The organism is bacterium (genome assembly GCA_039961635.1).
Taxonomy (GTDB): Bacteria; 4484-113; 4484-113; order JAGGVC01; family JAGGVC01; genus JABRWB01.
Genome location: JABRWB010000021.1, coordinates 28,601 through 48,980, shown reverse-complemented (window position 1 = coordinate 48,980; position 20,380 = coordinate 28,601). Strand labels below are relative to the sequence as shown.

The 20,380-nt window shown below is 55.8% G+C and carries 16 protein-coding genes and 1 tRNA gene; 9 read left to right on the top strand and 8 right to left on the bottom strand.

Going from position 1 to position 20,380, the window contains the following annotated elements; genetic code table 11:
• Positions 1 to 110: 110 nt before the first annotated feature.
• The gene (locus tag HRF49_03595; GenBank protein ID MEP0813734.1) at positions 111 to 668 is read right to left on the bottom strand and encodes an inorganic diphosphatase; all 558 of its coding nucleotides are present in this window, start codon (positions 666 to 668) and stop codon (positions 111 to 113) included.
• A gap of 305 nt (positions 669 to 973) precedes the next feature.
• Here HRF49_03595 and HRF49_03590 point away from each other — a divergent pair, with 305 nt between their 5' ends.
• The 5 genes from HRF49_03590 to HRF49_03570 all read left to right on the top strand — a co-directional run bounded on the left by HRF49_03590 (position 974) and on the right by HRF49_03570 (position 3,755).
• Positions 974 to 1,294, top strand: a complete 321-nt coding sequence (locus HRF49_03590) for a hypothetical protein (GenBank protein ID MEP0813733.1) — start codon at positions 974 to 976, stop codon at positions 1,292 to 1,294.
• A 131-nt stretch (positions 1,295 to 1,425) separates the two neighbouring features.
• Positions 1,426 to 2,160, top strand: coding sequence for a hypothetical protein (locus tag HRF49_03585; GenBank protein MEP0813732.1), 735 nt, complete (start codon positions 1,426 to 1,428; stop codon positions 2,158 to 2,160).
• Positions 2,161 to 2,205: 45 nt separating this feature from the next.
• Complete coding sequence (locus HRF49_03580; protein ID MEP0813731.1) at positions 2,206 to 2,757, top strand: dCTP deaminase; 552 nt, start codon at positions 2,206 to 2,208, stop codon at positions 2,755 to 2,757.
• A gap of 20 nt (positions 2,758 to 2,777) precedes the next feature.
• Positions 2,778 to 3,602, top strand: a complete 825-nt coding sequence (locus tag HRF49_03575) for a hypothetical protein (GenBank protein MEP0813730.1) — start codon at positions 2,778 to 2,780, stop codon at positions 3,600 to 3,602.
• An 80-nt stretch (positions 3,603 to 3,682) separates the two neighbouring features.
• Positions 3,683 to 3,755 (top strand) — tRNA-Lys (locus tag HRF49_03570).
• A gap of 231 nt (positions 3,756 to 3,986) precedes the next feature.
• Here HRF49_03570 and HRF49_03565 read toward each other — a convergent pair.
• Entirely contained in the window at positions 3,987 to 6,044 is a 2,058-nt protein-coding gene (locus HRF49_03565) for a S8 family serine peptidase (protein MEP0813729.1), read from the bottom strand.
• Positions 6,045 to 6,175: 131 nt separating this feature from the next.
• Between HRF49_03565 and HRF49_03560 the strand changes: the two genes are divergently transcribed.
• Together HRF49_03560 and HRF49_03555 are read left to right on the top strand one after the other, a co-directional pair.
• Positions 6,176 to 7,087: a radical SAM protein gene (locus tag HRF49_03560; protein MEP0813728.1), complete on the top strand. Its 912-nt coding sequence runs from the start codon at positions 6,176 to 6,178 to the stop codon at positions 7,085 to 7,087.
• 63 nt (positions 7,088 to 7,150) lie between these two features.
• The gene (locus HRF49_03555; protein ID MEP0813727.1) at positions 7,151 to 10,249 is read left to right on the top strand and encodes a PKD domain-containing protein; all 3,099 of its coding nucleotides are present in this window, start codon (positions 7,151 to 7,153) and stop codon (positions 10,247 to 10,249) included.
• A 35-nt stretch (positions 10,250 to 10,284) separates the two neighbouring features.
• On the opposite strand, the gene rfbB is transcribed toward HRF49_03555, so the two are convergent.
• The 5 genes from rfbB to HRF49_03530 all read right to left on the bottom strand — a co-directional run bounded on the left by rfbB (position 10,285) and on the right by HRF49_03530 (position 15,845).
• On the bottom strand, positions 10,285 to 11,307 hold the full coding sequence (gene rfbB / locus HRF49_03550; GenBank protein MEP0813726.1) for a dTDP-glucose 4,6-dehydratase: 1,023 nt from the start codon (positions 11,305 to 11,307) through the stop codon (positions 10,285 to 10,287).
• The gene (locus HRF49_03545; protein ID MEP0813725.1) at positions 11,308 to 12,075 is read right to left on the bottom strand and encodes a hypothetical protein; all 768 of its coding nucleotides are present in this window, start codon (positions 12,073 to 12,075) and stop codon (positions 11,308 to 11,310) included.
• Between the two features lie 47 nt (positions 12,076 to 12,122).
• Positions 12,123 to 13,559, bottom strand: coding sequence for a hypothetical protein (locus tag HRF49_03540; GenBank protein ID MEP0813724.1), 1,437 nt, complete (start codon positions 13,557 to 13,559; stop codon positions 12,123 to 12,125).
• Positions 13,543 to 13,860 carry a thioredoxin gene (gene trxA / locus HRF49_03535; protein MEP0813723.1) on the bottom strand — a complete coding sequence of 106 codons (318 nt, stop codon included), beginning with the start codon at positions 13,858 to 13,860 and terminating at the stop codon, positions 13,543 to 13,545. Before trxA ends, HRF49_03540 begins: the two co-directional genes overlap by 17 nt.
• 77 nt (positions 13,861 to 13,937) lie before the next feature.
• Positions 13,938 to 15,845, bottom strand: a complete 1,908-nt coding sequence (locus HRF49_03530) for a DUF1080 domain-containing protein (GenBank protein MEP0813722.1) — start codon at positions 15,843 to 15,845, stop codon at positions 13,938 to 13,940.
• Positions 15,846 to 15,964: 119 nt separating this feature from the next.
• On the opposite strand from HRF49_03530, the gene trxB reads away from it, so the two are divergent.
• The gene (gene trxB, locus HRF49_03525; protein ID MEP0813721.1) at positions 15,965 to 16,921 is read left to right on the top strand and encodes a thioredoxin-disulfide reductase; all 957 of its coding nucleotides are present in this window, start codon (positions 15,965 to 15,967) and stop codon (positions 16,919 to 16,921) included.
• A gap of 46 nt (positions 16,922 to 16,967) precedes the next feature.
• Positions 16,968 to 17,375 (top strand): 6-carboxytetrahydropterin synthase, encoded by a 408-nt coding sequence (locus HRF49_03520; protein MEP0813720.1) that lies wholly within the window; start codon positions 16,968 to 16,970, stop codon positions 17,373 to 17,375.
• A gap of 28 nt (positions 17,376 to 17,403) precedes the next feature.
• Here the strand turns inward: HRF49_03520 and HRF49_03515 are convergent, their stop codons facing one another.
• Positions 17,404 to 20,340 carry a tetratricopeptide repeat protein gene (locus HRF49_03515; protein ID MEP0813719.1) on the bottom strand — a complete coding sequence of 979 codons (2,937 nt, stop codon included), beginning with the start codon at positions 20,338 to 20,340 and terminating at the stop codon, positions 17,404 to 17,406.
• Positions 20,341 to 20,380: the final 40 nt, after the last annotated feature.

The window sequence follows — 20,380 nt, the reverse complement described above, 5'->3', positions numbered from 1 at the left end:
CGACTTGCCGGATGCTAGCCTGACGGTGAGCCAGGCCACCTTTGCCCTTTGCCGGTTGCACTTTGAACAGGCGCAAGCAGTTCGCCGCTACAAACCGGGCGAGGCCTCGCTCATCCCAACTTGGCCCCCCCCGCTTTTTTCCGGCGCATCTTTTTATACAGCGCCATTGCGCTTTCGACGGCTTTCATCGCTTCGTACGGACCCAGGAAGTCGTGCACCAGCACGTCTTTTAGCTCCAGCTTCTTGTAATCTTCGAAGAAATTGCGCAGCTCGTCCAGCCGGTGGCTGGGCATCTCCTTGATGTGGTTGTAGTGACGGTACTCCGGGTCGTCCAGATGGACGCAGATTATCTTCTCGTCCTGCTCGCCCTGGTCGATCATAGTCATCATCCCGATGGGCTTCGCCCGCAGGATTGAAAGCGGGTAGACCGGCTCCTGCATAAGCACCATCGCGTCCAGCGGGTCGCGGTCGTCGCCAAGCGTCTGCGGAATGAACCCGTAGTTCGCCGGATAGATGACGGCGGAGTAGAGTACGCGGTCCACCTTGAGCAGGCCGGTCTCCTTGTGCAGCTCGTATTTGACCTTGCTGCCCTTCGGTATCTCAATAACACAGTTGAACTCGTTCGGAGCTTCAGCCCCGATGGGCACGTCGTGCCAGGGATGGCTCATTTCGGTTCCTTTTGCGATTTCCGGCTCAAAGTCCGCGGAAATCCGCCGCATGATATCAGCATGCGCGCGATTTCGAGAAAACGCGATATAATAATCATGCCCGCCGGATCGGATGGGCGTCAGCGTCAAGAGAGTCAACAACTTAAAACGGGGCGCCGGAGACTCCCGTGCCCAAGGGTACGTGATGAAGCGCCCACCTGGTAGACCCGGCTCTACCAACCTGACAGCCCCCTATCTGGAGGGCGTTGCTTTTTCGATTTCCCCGGCCTCCGCTTGAAGCCACCGCCGCGTGTATAATCCCGCCGATGCAGGAGCTTTCTGAATCCAGTTTCGACGACGAAATCAAATCGGCCAGGAAGCCGGCAATATGCTTCTTTTGGAGCTCTTTCTGCCGTCCCAGCCGCCAGATGTCGGTGATGCTGTCCACGATCGAAAAGAAATACTCGGACAGCGCATCGTTTTTCTCCATCAACCTAGAAGCGAACCCTCGTCTTAGCGATCGCGCCGGCGTTCTTGTGATCCCGACCGTGATCATTTACCGCAGCGGGCGGGTGCTGGCGCGCGTGTTCGGGCTTGCGCCAGAGAGCGAAATAGTGGAAGCCATCGAGGATGCGATTGTGTCGTGAAAAGCGCCGCGCATACATTTTTCCGCGGCGCCGAAAATTTATTGACACGCACAAAGGCAACGCTATAATTCCGCGCCGTGCCCTGGTGCCCCAAGTGCAAAACAGAATATCGTGAGGGCTTCACCACCTGTGTGGACTGCAGCAGCCTGCTAGTCGACACCCAGGACGAAGCCTATGAAACCGACCCCGACGAAAGCGGCATCGCCGCCGGCGATATAGACGCGGAAGAGGCGTTCGCGAGCGGGATGGCCGCCTATGAGGAGGACGAGTTCGAGGACGCGCTCGAACTGTTCAACGACGTGATCCGCGCCGAGAAGGATCATCACGAGGCGTACAACATGCTCGGCCTCACCTTCGCCGCGCTGGACATGCCGCGGGAGGCTTGGCGCAGTTTCAAGCACGCGCTTCGCACGCAGGAGAACGACAAGTACACGCTGTTCTATGTCGCCGACTTTCTGGCCGACGTGGGCGATTATGAGATGGCGAAGCACTTCGCCGAGCGTCACCTTGAGCAGGAAGAGGATCCGGCCGAGCGCGAAGAGATGGAGGAGATCCTTCAGAAGGTGAACGCGCACCTTGCGGCGGGCGACCGCGGCGGGTTCATGGCGGACATGAACATCGACATGGAAAGCCTCACTTCGATGTGCTTGGAGTGCAAGGCCAGGTTGCCGGTGGATGCACCGTACTGTCCGGTGTGCGGGGCGGTCCACATCTATCCGGAGGACGCCGACGAGTATGAGGGTTTCGAACGCGGCGGAGATTGGGACGACGACGACGAGGAAGAGGAATCCCTCGTTTCCGAGGAGGAAGATTCCTTTGTGGACGACGACGAGGAAGACCTGGAAGACGAAGAAGACAGGTATTAGGCCGGATTTCCCGAGCGTTTCCCCGGCCGCAGCAGGGTGCTTCCAATGATCAAATGCGATGCATGGATACGGCGGATGGCGCGCGAGCACGCGATGATCGAACCTTTCGAAGAAGGACGCGTCGCTCCCGGCGTAATCAGCTACGGTCTTTCGAGCTTCGGATACGACGTGCGCGTCGCGGACGAATTCAAGATTTTCACCAACGTCTGGGGAACCGTCGTTGACCCGAAGAATTTCGACGAGCGCGCATTCATCGATTTCCGCGGCGATGTTTGCATCATCCCGCCCAACAGCTTCGCGCTCGCCCGCACAATAGAGTATATGCGCATCCCGCGCAACGTCATGGTCGTCTGCGTCGGCAAAAGCACGTACGCCCGCTGCGGGATCATCACGAACGTGACGCCGCTCGAGCCGGAGTGGGAAGGCCACGTGACGCTCGAAATCTCCAATACGACTCCGCTTCCCGCCAAGATTTACGCGGGTGAGGGGCTTGCGCAGGTGCTGTTTTTCGAAAGCGAAGAAGCTTGCGAAACGAGCTACCGGGACAAGCTGGGCAAGTACCAGGGCCAGTCCGGAGTGACGCCGCCGCGCGTTTAGCCCCGTGATACACTCCGGCCGTGTTCCGTTCAGAGCTAATCCTAATTGCGGCCGCGGCGCTGCTGCTTGCGCTTGGCGCAGCGCTTCAAGACACTGGGGATTCGCCGCCTTTCACGCATTCCGCCGACGCCGACTGCGCGTCCTGCCATACCGATGCCGGATCGCCCTGGCCTTCGCTCGCGGAGTTCCGCGGCAAGGACTGCGGCGTCTGCCATTCGGATACGTACATACGCTCCAATTTCACGCGCTGGACGCATAAAACGCGCCCCGCGGCGCTTTCCGGAAAAGCCTGCCTCGACTGCCACGCGATTTCGGACGGAGGCGGTGTTGCGCTCAAGGCGAAAGGCGACGCTCTTTGCCTGTCCTGCCATGCGGACGCGCGCGACGAGTTCCGGGGCTTTTCCAGCCATCCTTACTTCGAAGGCAATGTAACCTGCCTGCGCTGCCATCCCGCGCACGGGGATTATGATGCGCCCATCCTTTTGGAGCAGGTCCAGTTCTGGGGCGACGCGGCCGTTCCACTCTACGATTCGATGGAGCAAAACGCGGAATGCCTTCGGTGCCACCCGTACTTCGAATTAACCGGTCTCTCCCGCAGCGGATTCGTCCTCGCCAACACGTTCAACCTGCACGAGCTGCACCTGGAGCGCGCGCTGACCGCGTGCATCGAGTGCCACGAGCCGCACGGATCATCCTCGCAAAAGCTTGTCAGGAGCGCGCTGCCGGACGGCTCGCCGCTGGTCCACGTCGGCGGGGAGGGATGGGGAACCTGCAGCGTGAACTGCCACTCCACGCCACACATTCAAACGAAATACGGAAGCGATCCGGTACTGCTGTCACAGTGAGTTCCTCGGTTCGGTGCCGCTCCCGTGGCGAGGCGTTCGCTTCACAAGGCGCGGCGCATCTGGTATATTCTGCGCCCCGTGCGCCGCTAGCTCAATCGGCAGAGCAACTGACTCTTAATCAGTAGGTTACAGGTTCGATTCCTGTGCGGCGTACTTTTTTGTCAAACACCTGACCCTCCCCCGCTATTACTACCGGGGCGAATGTGTTAAATCCACCGTTGCTGATTCGGGCGATCATCGCGCAACCTGCCGATGAAGTTCTCCGCCAGCGTGCAAGCAGGATTTGGCAGTTTACAAGAAGGTCTTTAATCGCGGCGTTATCGCGGCATAGGCGCGTCTGCGGATATTGGAGAAGCAATCGGCGATTTTTGCCCGGCCGCGGCCCTACGGCACCGTCAAATCAAGCTCCCTGAATACCGGGAACCGGCCGTCCTGTACGTAAAATTTCACCCGGTAGGTTCCGGGCGAGGGAAACTCGTGCACAGGATTCTGAAGCTGCGAGTCGTAAACTCCGTCGCCGTTGAAGTCCCAGCGGTAAGTCGGCTGGGTCGTGTCGGAATTGGCCACTACGGCCTTGAAAAGATACTTAAACGAGCCTGGGCCTTCCTGTCGGGCGCTTATCTGGGCGGTGAGCGGGCGGAAAACGTTGAATACGTGGCTTGCGACGCGCTCCTGGCCGGCCGAGTCCCTGACGCGGATGGTCACCGGATAGGATCCCGCATCGGAATAGGCGTGGGAATAGGTGTCCCCATTGTAGGGTGCCATCGCCGTGCCGGGCGGGTAGCTTGTGCCGTCGCCCCAGTTCACGTTGATGCTGTAAGGCTTCAAGCCGCCGCCGAGAATGATTCTTACATAGGCATGAACGGTCGCAGTCGCATTCTTTCCCGGCGGAGGATTGGGCTCGACCGAGACGATTACAAGCGGGACGGGGCGGGAAATTTGCGCCTTCGCGCCGGCGACAGAGCGGTTGGCGTTCAATCTTCCTGCACCGAGCGGCCAGTCCGGGACGCCGAGCGAACTCCAGTCGTCGATGCCGGAAAAAAGAATCGCCTTAAGCAGCTCAGGTGAGGAAGTTGCTGTACCGAGCGCGTCGTCCGCGAGTGCTAGAGTGCCGGCTACTAGCGCCGCGGCGGGGACGGTGCCTTCGACATAGACGTATCCGGTTATCGGCGGGTTGGCGAACGGATCCTCCGGGCGCATGTCGGTAGCGATTACGGCGAATCCTGGTGCCGCCAGGTCGATGGCTCCGCCGGCCGTGTCTATGTTTGAAGTGTTGAGCGGCAGAAGGGGCGGCAGGTAGAGCGCGCCTGCAGCAATCACGTTTTCCTTCGGGCTGTTGGCGGGATAAACGGATGATGCCTCGATGGGCGGGTCCGAATCTCCAGCGGGCACAACTATTGTGGTGTTTTTGGCCGCGCAGTAAGCGAGTGCGTCCTCGATTACGCTTTCAGCTTCGGGCTGCGAAACGACGGCAAGCGGCAGCAGCACCACAGAAGCGCCGTTGTCCGCTGCGTACTTCAGCGCAGCCGAGATTTCGAGATCGGTCATCTCCCAATGGTCTGTCGGCTCGCTAGACACGCGTCCGGTTTTGAGGATCAACAGCTCGGCTTCGGGCGCGACGCCGGCCATTCCGACGGAGTTGTTGAGATCGGCGGCTGCGATTCCCGCGAGGTATGTGCCGGTTGCGCCTTCCACGGACGGCGGCTCGTCGCCGATTTCGGTGCCGACCGTCACGTTTCCGCCGGTTTCGAGGAAGCTACGCGAAAGCGGGCTTATTCTGCCTGCAAGGTCCGGATGCTCCGAATAGCAGCCGCTGCCGATTATCGCGATTTTCACGCCCGCGCCGCGTGCGAAGTCCCACGCTCCCTCGATGCTGATATGTTCGAGCGTCGTTTTTTGATACGGGATGAGCGTCGGCGGAGTCGTAGTGTCGTCCACTTCCGCATCCACGAAAAGCGGATCGTTCGGGAGGTAACTCGGCTCCCTGATCGGCGAGATTCCGATTGGTGCAGTTGGATACCTTTTTCGGGCCGACGTCGCGAACACGCCCGGAAGCGTGGATATCTCGGCCAGAATCGCCCGGTCTCCGCCGCCGAAAACTACCAGGCCGATTTGCGATTCGGATTGCTCTTCTTCACTCGTCGATGCGGACTTTCCGCCGTCCAGCAGTTTCACTTCTGACGCGGCGACTCCTTTTGCATTCAAATATTCGATAAGCGATGCGGAATCGGCGGTGAGCGCCGCGAATTCGCCGTCTATGACCGCGGGGGGGGAAGTGGTAATCCCGGGTCTTTCCGGGGGCTTGAGGCCCGGTGCGGCGGGGTCGCCTCCGGGAACGCCCCGCGAATTTCCACCTCCGCATGAAACGAGCAACGCGGAAACCGCGGCCGTGATGAGCGCGTTCGCCATAATTTTGCCGGTTTCGTTTTTGCTCCCCGCCATCGGCAAGCCTTTTGCGGCGCGGATTGCGGCTGCGCGCCGACAAGCGATTATACCCCCCGCCGGTAGCAAGGGTTGGATTTGCGGTTCAACCGTTACGGAATCCACCAATCCGATGCGGATATAATCGGCCGGTGGCATTTTACCCGTCATACACGAATCTTTCGGAAGCGGACTGGCAATGCCGGCTGGAAATGTTGAGGGAGATTTTCAGCCCGTGTATGCTCTGCCCGCGGACGTGCGGCGCTCGCCGGGAAGAGGACGAGGCCGGGGAGTGCAAGTCCGCAAGACTTGCCAAGGTGGGAAGTTACAACCTGCATTTCGGCGAGGAGCCGCCGATTTCGGGATATGCGGGCAGCGGCACCGTGTTTTTTTCGGGTTGCAACCTGCGCTGTTTGTTCTGTCAGAATTACCCCATCAGCCAGATGGCCCATGGAAACTTTGCAGCCGCGGAGGAAATTGCCGGGTATTACTTGGAACTGCAGGAGCGCGGAGCGCATAACATCAATCTGGTGACGCCATCGCACGTCAATCTTCAGTGGTTCGAGGCATTGTATATTGCCGCGAAGAGAGGACTTCGGCTGCCTATTGTATACAACTGCGGCGGGTACGATCGGGTCGAAGTCTTGAAGGTGTTCGAAGGTGTAATTGACATCTACATGCCTGACGCGAAATACAGGGATCGGGCGCTTGCGGAGAAGTTGTCGGAGGCGAAGGACTATCCCGAAGTAAACGCGGCGGCGCTCCGGGAGATGTATCGGCAGGTTGGGCCGCTTGAAACGGACGACATCGGAGTGGGAGTGAGGGGAATGCTTGTCCGGCACCTGATGATTCCCGGTCAGCTTGATAACACAATCGCCTGTTTGGAAGATATAGCCGCGATAAGCCCCGAAATACCGGTAAGTCTGATGACACAGTATTTTCCTGCGTACAAGGCTCAAGCGACGCCCGGTATGGACGCGAGAGTGACGAAGGAGGAATACCGGGCGGCGGAGGCCGCCTGCCGCAGAATGGGCTTGGTCAATGGATACTTTCAGCGACTGTAGCTTGTAGACGCAGGGCGTTTCCATGTTCGCCGGAAATTGGATAAAATAAAGGCGGTGATAAACATGCGCTCATTTGGCACCTTATTTGCCGTGATTCCATGCTGCTTGCTGGCCGCATTATGGCTTGCGGGATGCTCTGGCGGCTCTGGAAAGTCATTTTCGGGAGGCCGTCCCGTTGCCGGTTCCTACACGCCGGCCGAAATGGAAATTGAAGCTGTATTGAATGACATCGAGGCATATTCCGCTCCCGCGGGCGCTGATCCTGCCGTATTCGAAATGCTGAAGAACGAACTTATGTCCAAACTTAGGGCGCGAGGCTTGGAGAGGTTGGTTAACAAAGCACCGACGGGAGACAGCGCAAAGGTGACCGATCTAAGTGCCAGTTACGTCTCCGGAGCGGTCGAGCTGACTTGGTCTGAAAAGCTCGTCGGGGATACCAACGCCGACGGCGAAGTCGGAGTGGCGGACATTACTCCGATCGCACTGAATTTCAACCGGTCGGTAACCGAGGCGGAATTCCTGCGCCGGATCGACGCGGACGGAAACGGCGAGATCGGCGTATCGGACATTACTCCAATAGCAATTCATTTTCTCGAAACACTTTCGGGCTACAATGTGATGGTAGGCCTTTCTTCCGATGTCGCGGAGGCGTCGCTTTACTTGACCGCCCCTAGAGATACAACCGAATTCGACGACAAAACGCAGCCTTACGTCCAGTATTCCGCGGTGGTGGATCAGCCCGACGAAAACAGCTTCTACTTTGTCGTGCCGCTTGATTCGGATTCCGCGGAGGGAACTGCTAGCAACGGAGTGCAATGCCTCGATATCAACATCGGGGTAATCAGCCCACGCACCGTGGAAGAGGGCGACTTGGTCACCTTCGCGGCCAATGTATTCGGAGCGGATCCTCTGACGTATTCGTGGAACTTTGGAGGAGGAGCGGACCCGAACACATCGGAAGAAGCAAGCCCGGAAGCGACAATCGGTTCTGTGGGCTCATATGACTGCAATTTGACCGTCAGTCGCGGAGACACCGTTGTTTCCAGGGATTTTACTTTGGACGTGTTTCCCCAGGGTTCGCTTCAGCCGCCGGATATTCCCCAGAATTTGACGGCCTCCAAGGGTACATATACGGACAAGGTAGTTCTGACCTGGGATGCCGCGGCACGAGCGGACGGTTATATCGTAACGAGAAGCAAGAACGCCGCGGGGACGTTCGTTCCAATTCCCGGCAGCCCTACGGATCAGCTTCAATTGGAGGATACTTCCATCCCGGACGGAGACGTCCACTGGTACAAGGTCACGGCGTACAACCAGTACGGAACCAGCGATCCTTCCCCGGCGGAAAGCGGCTATATCAGTTTTCCGAGAGTTGAGACCGTGACGGCAAGCGACGGGTCTTTTTCGGGCTGGATCCGGATTACCTGGACGGGCATTCCGGAGGCTGCGGGATACCGCGTGGAACGCGCCGACAATTCAAACGGGCCATTCTCGCAGGTTGCGGGAAGTCCCACTTCAGAGCCATATTTCGACGACACTTCCGCTGCCGCCGGAGAATTTTGGTGGTACAGGGTGATCGCGCTGTATGCCAAGGGACAGGCGGTTCCATCGGATTCCGACAGGGGGTTTGTCGGTCTGCCCGCGCCAAGCATCGCCGCGACCGACGGGCTTTATCAGGACAAGGTTTCGGTTGGTTGGAACGATATTCCCGGCGCGCTGAATTACCACCTGTACAGAGCCGACGCGATCGACGGTACATATCAAAGGGTCGGCGGGAATCTGTTCGATACTTCGTTCGACGACACCACTATTCCGGATTTCGGGACATATTGGTACAAGGTTTGCGCCGTGAGTACGGAGGGGGAAGGTGAGTACTCGAACATCGATTCGGGTTACGCTTATCTTGCACCACCGACGAATCTTACGGCCACTTTCAAGGGCACCGACAATTTGAAGTTGAGTTGGGACTCAAGCGGAATGGTAGTGCACATTTTCAGAAGAACCGGAACGACTGGCAACTTCGCCCCGGTGCCTGGAAGCCCGATTTTCGGAAACAATTTTACGGACAATTCCGCCGAAGTTCGGGTGGATTATCAATACGCCGTTGCAAATCAAAACGCGATCGGCGTGGGTGCTTTGAGTCCTCCCGTGGATGGCTCGCTGTTATGGAGACAGCAATACGTCGATGGCAACGAGCCGGATAATCTTGAGGTCGGCCGTTATTCTTCGATGAAGTTTGATTCCGCGGGCAGGCCTTCGATTGCGTATTATTCGCAAACTCATACCAGGCCTCAATTTGCGCGTTACGACGGCGGGGTTTGGACGGTGGAAAATATACCTACTGCAAAATCCAATGCCGGCACGTTCACCACGCTTGCGCTCGATCGAAACGGCAATCCCGTCATCGCCTACAAGTTTGCGCCTTCCGGTCTGGAAGTTGCATCTTATAACGGTACTGATTGGGAAGTCACAGAGGTGACGGACAATGGGGGCGATTACGCTTCGATTGCGCTCGACTCGAACGATTATCCGGCGATCGCGCACTGCAATACAATAGGTTCTGCTTTGTATTACTCGTATTTCGACGGCGCGAGCTGGAACACCGATCCGTTGTTGTCCGGCCTCGGCTCGGCTGACCATACCGACTTGATCATCGACGCAAACGATCAACCATGGATTGCATACCGCGCGCCAATCGATCAAATCCAGAAAATCGCCACGAATCCCGGTTCGGGATGGGAGTTCAGCGAGGTGGACATTACTCCCGAAACCGGAATGTACTCAAGCATCGCGCTGGACGGAAACGGATTCCCGGCAATAGCCTACGTGACTGCTTCTATTCCGCTTATTTCATTGGCGACGTTTGATGGAAGCGAATGGTCGGTTTCGTCGGTCCCGGATACATCCGACGTAACGGCGTATGTTTCCCTTGCCTTTGACCAAGCAGGCTTGCCCCGCATTGCGTATTACGAAATTGCGGATCACGACTTGGATTTTGTGGAATTTGACGGAACCGAATGGCTCAAATCCACGGTGCTGGGGCTGCACTATGTTGGAATGTACAATTCGCTAGATATTGATCCCGGCGGCTATTCCGGCATTTCGGCATTCGACGAAAGCGAAGCGAACCTTATTTTCGTCTGGGGCGGACCCAAGCCGTAAATGGCTTTCCGGAAATTGATGGGCTGATACGCGGGTCACAACGCGGGGTACATTTTTGCGTAATATTCCCGGTACTCGCCGGAGCGGACGGCCTTCCACCATGCTTCGTTTTTCCGATACCACTCGACGGTATCCGCAATGCCTTCGTCAAGACCTATTGACGGGGCGAATCCGAGTTCCGAATAAATTTTGGATGTATCCAGCGCGTACCTGAAATCGTGTCCCGGGCGGTCGGGCACGAATTTGATCATTTCTTCGCTGTATCCAAGTGCGGCAAGAATTTTCCTTGCGATTTCCAGATTGGAAACCTGGCCGCCCGCGCCGGGGCCGATGTTGTACACCTCGCCGGGCCTGCCCGAATCCAGCACGGCAAGTAGCGCGCGGCAGTGATCCGATACGTGAATCCAGTCTCGAACGTTTTTGCCGTCCCCATAAAGCGGAACATTTTTGCCTTCGAACAGATTGGTTATGAACAAGGGAATCAGTTTTTCAGGAAATTGATATGGGCCGTAATTGTTGCCGCTTCGGGTTACAACGACGGGAGTGCCATGCGAAACGAAAAAAGCCTTGGCAAGATGGTCTGCGCCGGCCTTCGACGCGGAATACGGGTTGCGGGGGTTGAGCGGCGAAGATTCCGAGAATGGCGGCGCATCCATGTCGGACAGCGAGCCGTAGACTTCGTCGGTCGAAACGTGCACGATTTTGGAGATTCCGTAATGCCTTGCGCATTCGAGAATGTTGAGCGTTCCCAGAACATTTGTCCGTACGAAAATTCCGGAATCGAGGAGCGAGCGGTCAACGTGGCTTTCCGCCGCAAAATGAACGATTGCATCGGGAAGGTCTGCGCCAAGCGCCGCGGCGAGCGACTCTCTTTCGGCGACGTCGCCCTTCACGAATCTATACGACTTGGACTCCGCAATTCCCTCCAGGTTCGCCAGATTTCCCGCGTACGTGAGCAGGTCGAAATTCGTGATTCTGCATTCCGGTCTGGATGCGGCGAGCATCCGGACAAAATTCGAGCCGATGAATCCTGCTCCGCCTGTCACAAATATGTGCATTTAGCCGCCCTCGGACATTTCCGGAAGCACATAGTCCGTAACAAGTCCGTAAACGTAATAAAGATAATAAAGCTTGGCCAGTTGTTTTTTAAGCAGCTTTATAAAATCCGGATCTGTTTTACCGTCGATCTCCGCGACCATGATTATCGTTTCCAGCTCTCTTAATACTTGGTCCGCATTCGCCGGAATTTCATCGGAACTTAGCTTGGGCAGTTTGGAAGGATCAAATTGCAGGCCGTCCTGCCCCGGCACCAAAAACGGCGAATTGCGCTTGAGCATGCACATAAGCGTCAGACCGTTGCCTTCCGGCACTTCCCACCTGATGGTCTGGCCGTCGATTGACGTCGGCTCCGGCGTGCTTCCGACGGTTTCGACAAACGAAAGGCGCTGGGGCAGGGTCAGAGTTACGCTCACCGATAGAGGGCTGTCTTCGTAAAAGAAAGTCGGGGATCGGAAGTACAGAATCGTCGGATCGTCCTGATCTTCTAATATGTAGCTTTTGGTCATGAAATTGACCGTGAATTTGTGATCCCGTACGCGCACGGGGATTCTGCCGAGTTCGCGTGACGCGCTTATATACACGAACGTCCCCGTCTCCTGCGCGAGTCCGCTCCAGCTGTCCACCACGGACACGACGCCGAAATCGTCCACCGTGTATCGTGTTGAAGTACGCGCGCCCTGCTGCGCCGGATCTTCCTGCGCGAGGAGCGGAAATGCCGAAACGGCGATTAAAAGGACAAGCATCAACGGCGCGACTGTTTTTGGCATCTGCGGCACCTGCCTTGGAATGTCAATGATATCACCATCGAACGTTGTCAATATTGCATTGCGGCCAAAAGCGATGCAGCGTCCGCAATCAGTGCTTCTGCCGCGCTTTCATCCGGGCTTTCCGCGTAAACTCTTGCGACCGGTTCCGTTCCGCTCAGCCTGAACAAAATCCACGAATCGTTCGCCAAATTGAACATCAAACCATCTTGAATTTGCAAATTTTCAATCTCGAGACCGCCGAAGGAATTTCGGCCACGCAAGTTTGAAGCCAGCCGGTCATATCCCCCGACCTCGCCAAATGGAACATCGCTTCTTCGAAAATGGAGCGGACCAAATTCGGTTTGCAGGTCACTTCTTAATGCAGAAAGCGGCTTGCCCGTCTCTTTCATAATTTCAAGCAAAAGAAGCGCCATTACTAGCGCATCGCGCTCGGGAAGCCAGAATCCAAACCCGCATCCTCCGCTTTCTTCTCCGCCGATCGCTACCCCGCCGGAGGCGAATTCCGCGCTCAAGTGCTTGAATCCGACCGGCACTTTCAAAAGCGGCATTCCAACCGAGGATGCCACCCGATCAACGATTCTTGAAAAGCTTATTGTGCCGACGGCCCGACCTGACTCCTTGCGGAAGTTCGCCAAGTGAAGCAAAAAAAGCGAAAACAGCTCGTGGCTGCCGATTGGATTGCCCAGCTCGTCAAATACGGCAAGCCTGTCCCCGTCGCCGTCGAATGCAAAACCGGCTTGATATCCGCGCGAAATTACCGACTTTCGAAGAGCGGTCAACTTACCCGGAATCGGCTCCGGAGATTGTCCGCCAAAAAGGGGATCGCGATTGTCCCGGATGAAGTCAGCGGCTATGCGCATTTTTTTAAGCGCAGGCGGCGCAATGTCGGCTGCAGAGCCGTTCATAAAATCGAACAGCAATCCGGGACTGCCGAACGCGTTGCCCAGCGCGCCAAATTCCGCTTGTATCGCCTGCAAATAGCCTTCAAGCGGATCGAACCGTTTCGCATGTACGTAGCCGGGCGGGAAGGAAGCATACGCCGGCGGCTCCGCGCTTGCGAGTTCGGACATCCGCGCCTGTACATCCGGCAATGCACTGCCGCCGAACGGCTCCTTGAGCTTGAATCCGAGGTATTCGGGCGGATTGTGTGAGGCCGTAATCATCACGCCCATCGAGACGCCAAGATGATTTGTTTGCCATGCCAGGGTAGGGGAAGAAAGAGGGTGTTCCGACACCCGCGCAATTCCCCCCAGGGATTCCCAGTAGCCCGCTGCGTAATGGGCGAAGCTGTCGGCCATGAAACGACGGTCATAACCCAAGATGATTTCCAGTGGTGAGCCTCGCTCCAAAAGGAACTTTGCAAGTGCCCTGCAAAGCCTTGTTAGTATGTCGAATGTGAAGCCATCGCCGATTATGCCGCGATAGCCATCCGAGCCGAACTTGATGACGGAGTTAGATTGAGAGCCTTTAGAGGATGAGCTCAAGTTCTTCCTTGAGGCGGTCGTAATCACGGTAGCCCACGATTGTGCGCTCGTTCAAACCGTTTTTAAAAAACATCATGGTGGGCACGCCGCGGATTTGGTATCTCGTCGCCAGGTCGGGGGAATTGTCAGTGTTGATTTTGATAACCTTCAGCTTACCTTCGTATTCTTTGCTAAGCCTCTCGATTACCGGTTCGAGCATCTTGCACGGCGGGCACCAAGTGGCCGAAAAATCAACGAGCACGGGCAACGTGCTCTTGATAACCTCGCCTTCAAACTGCTCGCTCGTAATTTCGTGCGTCATACGTTCAGACTCCTTGGTTTGAATCGATGCAATTCTATCCGAAACGCGGGGATCGGGCAACAATCATGCCGCTTGTGCTAATCAGGCGCTTTGGCTTCAAAAGCGTCGAATGCGACAGTCAATCCCTTCGCCGCGACCAACCCCATTCCACCGGCCTGCAGTCCGGGAATAGGCAGCATCGCCGCCATCTGGCCGTTGATGAAAAACTGAAAATCGTCGCCTTTGTGAACGGCTCCTATCCGGTTGGATTGCCCCGGCAAAATCAAATCAGATTTCGTCCAGGGAACGAGCTGCTCGGTTTGGCCGTCGGTTGACTTTTGAACCGAAAACCAGCCGTCGTCAGTGATTACAAAGGCAACGTATGTCTTGAAGCTGGGCGTATTTTGCAGCACGAGGCCGAAGCCAAGCTTGGCCGAGCCGCCCAGCTTTCGGGCGGCAACCGAAACGTCGTACTTGTTGAACCTTCCCGGCACGAACGAAAAAACGTCCTCCGCGGCATTAGAGCCGTCAATTAAATACTCGCCGGACTCGACGCGGATTGAATAATCATCCGCTTTGCCGACCGGGAACAAACCTGGCTTGTCCGATTCGTCGAATGTCTCCGAAAAATATCCATTCAGCCTAACAGTCAAGTCTATGTAATTGTCGGGCTTCGGTTCCAGCACAAGAGGCTGTTCTTCCGGCGGCAACGAAGCGCGTGAGGCGGAGAAATGCTGAAACTCTCCGACAGCGCCGCCAGTCATATAGACTCCGTATCCGCCCGGAAATGTGTCCGATGTTTCGTACCTGCGGATGCAGGAATCATTTATTACCAAATAGATGCTTGTGCCGACGTATACCGCTTCTAGCCGGTTAACCGCGCCGGGAACTATTGCGGCAGATTTGGTCGGTGGAATCAAGTCCTTCGCCACGTCTCCCGACACTTGCAGCAGACCGTAAAACCCGGAAGGCAAAATGTAGAACGCAAAGTAATCCGACCAGCCGTCGGGCCGCGGTTTTTCACGAAATACAACTCCGATTTTGTTGAAATCGGGCGAAGGCGCTTTGAGCAAGAACGCGTCAACACCGACCATCCCGTCGGCGATCGAATCCTTTACAGTCGAAGGAATTGACCAAGTTTTGTCGCTTCCGGTCAAATCTATTCTGTAGCTGTTATGCCCCGTGTATTCAAACTTGCCGTACTCGTCCCCGCCTTCATAGAAAATCGGCGCGTTGCCGCTGAAATCGTCGGATTTGACCGTTTCATAACGGAACCGCGGTACTTCGGGCGGACCTTCCTCCGCCGGCTCCACGTTCGCTTTAGATTCGGTGAAAACTTTGAAATCGTCGAATTCAGCGGATGTGCCCGGCATCACGTAGAGCCCGTATCCCCCGCTCGGAATCGCTCCGTCCTTTACCAGGCTCACCTGCTTTCCGTTGACCGACAGCGAAAGCTGATCCCCGTTGCATACGACCTTGAGCAAATTCCAGCCGTCAACTATCGCGTCCGTATTTTGCGGCGGATAATATTGAACCAGCCGGCCGCCTGTAAACTTTCCCGCCCGGAATTTGGACGGCGGTTCGATGCTGAACGTATGATACTTGTACGAGGAGCTGCCCTCTTTGGCAACGCGGAACACCACCCCCGCGCCGCCTGATGTGGCATCGTCGGATACTTCGAGTATCCTGACTTTGACTTCCAGCGTGAAGTCGGACAGTACGTCAATAATCATTGACCGCCCGACGCCCGCAGAGCCTGTGGCATCGACCTTGTAAGTGCCGGAACCGGTGTATGCGTAGTTCACGCCACCGTCGGAACCGCTGAAAAAAAGCCCCTTACTTGAAAAATCCTCCGATATGTGTGTTTCGAGCGCTGCGAATAGCGGCTCCCGCGATGCGGTTGCCGCTGCAAGTGCAGCAATAAGGCACAAAAACAGCTTGTGCAGCTTTTTCAACACGCCGATTTTAACACAAAGCACTTGGTCGCCTTCCGTCCGATGCGGCATGGAAACGGGGAAACCGCCGATCCACAAATGAGTTCATAAGCGTATCGCGAGTCGCATATAGCGTACAGTGAAGACAAATTAAGCATGTTAAAATCTCGTGCTTTTAAAGGAGGCCGGTTGTGGGAATCAACGGAGACGGGAAACTTTGGGATTGCATCGTGGTGGGCGGAGGCCCAGCGGGGCTCACCGCTGCGATTTACGCCGCGCGGGCGAATCTGTCCACGCTTGTTTTCGAAAAGGCCATGACCGGAGGCTTGGTATCGCTCACGGATGAAATTGAAAACTATCCGGGATTCGTGGAAGTTATGCACGGGCCGGACCTGATGAAGCGCTTCGAGGAACAAGCCAAGCGAATGGGCGCGGAGTTTGAGTTTGCGGAAATCCAGTCCATTGCGGATGCGCCCGAAGTGCATCCGGTTGCAAAGAAGATCACCGACTGGATGGGGAACGAGTATTTCGCCAAAACCGTTGTCGTCGCAACCGGCAGCCAGCCGAACCGGCTGCCAGCGGCGCGCGCCGAGGAATTTTTCGGAAGAGGGGTCAGCTATTGCGCCACTTGCGACGCGAACTTTTTCGTGGACAAGCATTGTATTGTGGTCGGCGGCGGCGACGCTGCGCTTGAAGAGGGCTTCTACCTTACGGGCTTCTGCAGCAAGATCACTCTCGTCCACCGCCGGCAAGGATTCCGCGCGACTCCGCGTGCGGTTGAAAAAGCCAGAAAACATCCCAAATTCGAATTTGTGCTGGACACGGTAATCGAGGAAATCCTCGGGGAGAATTCGGTTGTCGGAGCTAAGTGCCGCAACCTGCAAACCGGCAATGAATTCGTAATCAATTGCGACGGTGTATTTGTATTTATAGGGCACACTCCCGTGACGGATTGGGTCAAAGGTTACCTGACTCTCAACGACAAGGGGGAGATTCCCGTGGACCACCGTATGCGTACAAACAAGCCCGGTGTCTACGCGGCGGGGGACGTTGTCGAAGATGCGGAAAAGCAGGCCGTGGTAAGTGCGGGCATGGGATGCATAGCGGCAATAACGGCTAGGCAGTTTCTTGAGGATTTGAACGAGTGATATCTGCGAGCTCGTTTCAAAGTTTTGCGGGAGTTTCGTTTTGCGCATGACCCCGACGGGAAAATTTGAAATAGCGGGCGAGTTCGAATTCGCGGCCGCGCACGCGCTTCGAAGCTATCGCGGCTCGGCGGAGTCTTTGCACGGACACAACTTCCGCGCAAGGGTGGTTTTGGCGGTTTCCGGACTGGATTCCGATGGGATAGGATTCGACTTTGTTGAGTTTCAGGGAATTCTAGAATCAGTAAAATCGGTTTTCGATCACCGCAACCTAAACGAAATTCCGCCGTTCGACAAAATCAATCCCACGTCGGAGAATCTGGCAGTCGAGATCGCCAGGCTGATTGAAGCTGGTTTGAAAGATTACGCGGAAGAAACTCGGCCTCTGCCAAAGGTAACGCTCGTCGAGGTGTACGAAACACCGAGCGTCTCCGCCCGGTATTACCCGCAGGAATGAACTACACCGCGTCCTGAATTTCGAAGCGCTAAGAACCGCCCATTCTCGAAAAGTATTCCTTGGCCTTTTGCTCGACGTCCTGCGACAACGGGAACAGGCTGCTTAATTCCGGATTTTTCTCCGCCTTTTTGAGCACGTCAGGGTTGATGGCGCCTGCCTTCCAAAGCATGATTTGGCCCACTTCCTTCTCGTGCGTGAACGTGGTCAGGTACGCGTAGTTGAGCGGAAACATATGGTCGTCGGGGAATTTCTTCATTCCCTCCGAAATCACCGCCTTCGCCTTGTTCCATTCCTTGAGCGGGATAAGTGCAAGCGCTTTGTTCTGCCAAGCGGCTTGGTTGTCGGGATCAACTTTGATGACCTCGTCGTAGCAGTCGATCGCCTTGGCGTACTGTTCCAGCTTGGCGAGGATCGTACCTTTGTTAAGCCAAGAGCGGACATGGTCGGGCTGAAGCTTAATCGCCCGGTCGTATTTCTCTATCGCCTTCAGGAAGTCCTCAAGGTTATCCAGGCTCAATCCCCAGTTGAAGTAAACTTCCGGATTCCGAAGCTCGGTGCGGATGATGCGCTCAAAGCACGCGATCGCGTCTTCGTACTTGCCCAGATTGTTGTAGGATATTCCCAGATCCAGCCAGATTTCATTCGCCAATGGCGCGATCAAAAGGCTGCGGTTATACGATTCCGCTTCCTTTTCCCAAAGCGGCTTGCGCTCTTCCTTGGCCGCCTTGGTGTCCGCAAGCGCTCGATATGCATGACCCAGCTCGTACCATGCACGATGGTCGTCCTGGTTTTTCGAGAGGAAGTATGACAGCGCTTCGATTTCCTCGTCGTAACGGCCCATCTCGTGAAGCAGCCGGCTCTTCATATAGAAGGCCATGTCGTATTCCGCTTCCAGCTCGATGCACTTGTTGAAATCCACAAGTGCTTCCTCCAGCTTGCGAAGTCTCCAGAGGCATCTCGCGCGGTTGAAATATGCCTTTGCTTCGTCCGGCTTGTGCGAGATGAACTTGTCGAAAAGCGCTTTGCCCTTCTCGATTTCGTTCGTGAAGAAATAGCACAGGCCGAGATTGTTTTCCGCGTAATGGTCGTCCGGATAATGCTCCAGGTAATACTCGTAATTCTCGATCGCCGGCTCCCAGCGCTTGGTGTTCACCAGCGCGCAGCCCCGGTTGTAAAGGATATCCACGTCCGGGCGCAGTTCGTACGCCTTTTCGATGTATTCAAGGGCGCGGTTGTTCTGGCCCACCTTGCCGAGGATGATTCCGGAGTTGTACCACGCATACGAATGTTTGACGGAAGCTTCGTAAGCGTTTTGGAAGCATGCCAGCGCATCCAGAATGAAATCGTCCTCGTAGTAGATAATGCCCAAGTTGTACCAGCTGTCCGCGTGACGCTTGTACCGCTGCAAGCATTCACGGTACCCCGCGCGTTCCGATTCCCGGTCCCCCAGGAAATGGTAGGCCAGGGCCTTGTTGTAAAACATGTAGTCCTCTTCTCCTTTGAAGGTGGCCACCTTTGTCCAGCATTTGATTTCCTCGACCCTGTCCTCCGACATATTGTAGGCCAGCGCGAGCGCCAGCCAGGTTGACCTGTTAGACTCGTTGAGCTCCAGGGCCTGCTTGAACCATTTGATGCTCTCCGCGTAGTTGCCCAAGCCAAAGTACCCCCAGCCCTTGCCGAAATAGGCGTTCTCCGAGCGCGGGAATCGTTTAAGAACTTCATCCAGTTTGCCCAGCGCAGGCTGATAGTTGCCGCGCTTTAATTCGTTGAACGCATTCACCAGCATTCGCTGCTCGAAGTCCTTCTGCTCGCGTTCCCGGTCCACTCTTTTTTTGAAAATGTCTCGGAAATTGCCCTTGTTCATCTCGAGGATTTCGTTGAAATCGCTGATCAGGAAGCCTTCGTCTATAAGGTCGCGATCTACGAAATCGGTAATCTTGGGAAGTGAAAATCCGGCGCGTGGTTTCAGGTCGGTGTATGGGCTGTGGTTGAAGAAGCTGAAGGTATATTTCATTTCCTCTTCAATCGTTGGAATACCCATACGCTTGCCCAGGTCTTCGAAGAAGGCGTCGGAGTTCTCAATTTCGAAAATCTTGAAATCCTTGCCCGCTTTTTTGGCCTTGACCATCAGTTGCATCAACTGGACCGGCGGGCGCTTTACGTTGTCCTTGAAAGCCCAGATCAGCCCCTTGTTGAGCACTTGCGGATATTCGGTTGTGATATCCATCAAGGTGTTCATCACGCCGTACTCAAGCCCCGCGTAACCTACAACCGCCAGGCCGTGGTCGGTTAATCCTTCTATCAGCTTGGCCTTCGTATCGTCGTGAAGCTTGCCCATCCCCTCGCGGAGATAAGTGACGTTGTAATTTTCAATCGAGCCGTGGATTTTCCAGACGTAGTGCCTTTGGTCGCGCTTCAGCTCCGGCAGCGAGTCTATATCCTTTATCGTTATGCAGGTGACTCCACGAAGCAGGTAAAATGCGTCTTCAAGCAAAGTGTCCCAGTTCGTCGTGTAAAGCAACGGATTAATCTTGCCGAACTTGACCAAAAGCGCAAGCGTGAAGTGGCTCGGGGAAGGATCTTTTCCTTCCATCAGCTTGCTGAAGTATTCCTTGCGCAGCGTGTTGGCCGGATATTCCTTTTCCAAGCAGGAAATGTACTGGTAGTCCTTGTTGAACCACTTTTCCTTGTAAAGCCAGTCGACGATGTCCGCTGCTTTAACCAAACCGCGTTGCGCGGGATGGGTGCGCTCGTACTGCCTTACGCTGATTTCGTCCACAATCTCCTGACTGGTAGGCATCGCGGCGCTCTGGCTTACGCCCGCTCCCACAAAAAACTGCCAAGCGGTACCGTTTGCGGCTATGCGCTCAATAGCCTCGTCCTGGCTGATAAACGATTCCTCAAAAACCTGCTTGGGGTCGAGCTCTTCAACTTCTTCGACCTTCTGGCGGCGAATCTCGATCATTTGGCCCTCCGTGCCGAACCACAGTAATCGATGCTCATTA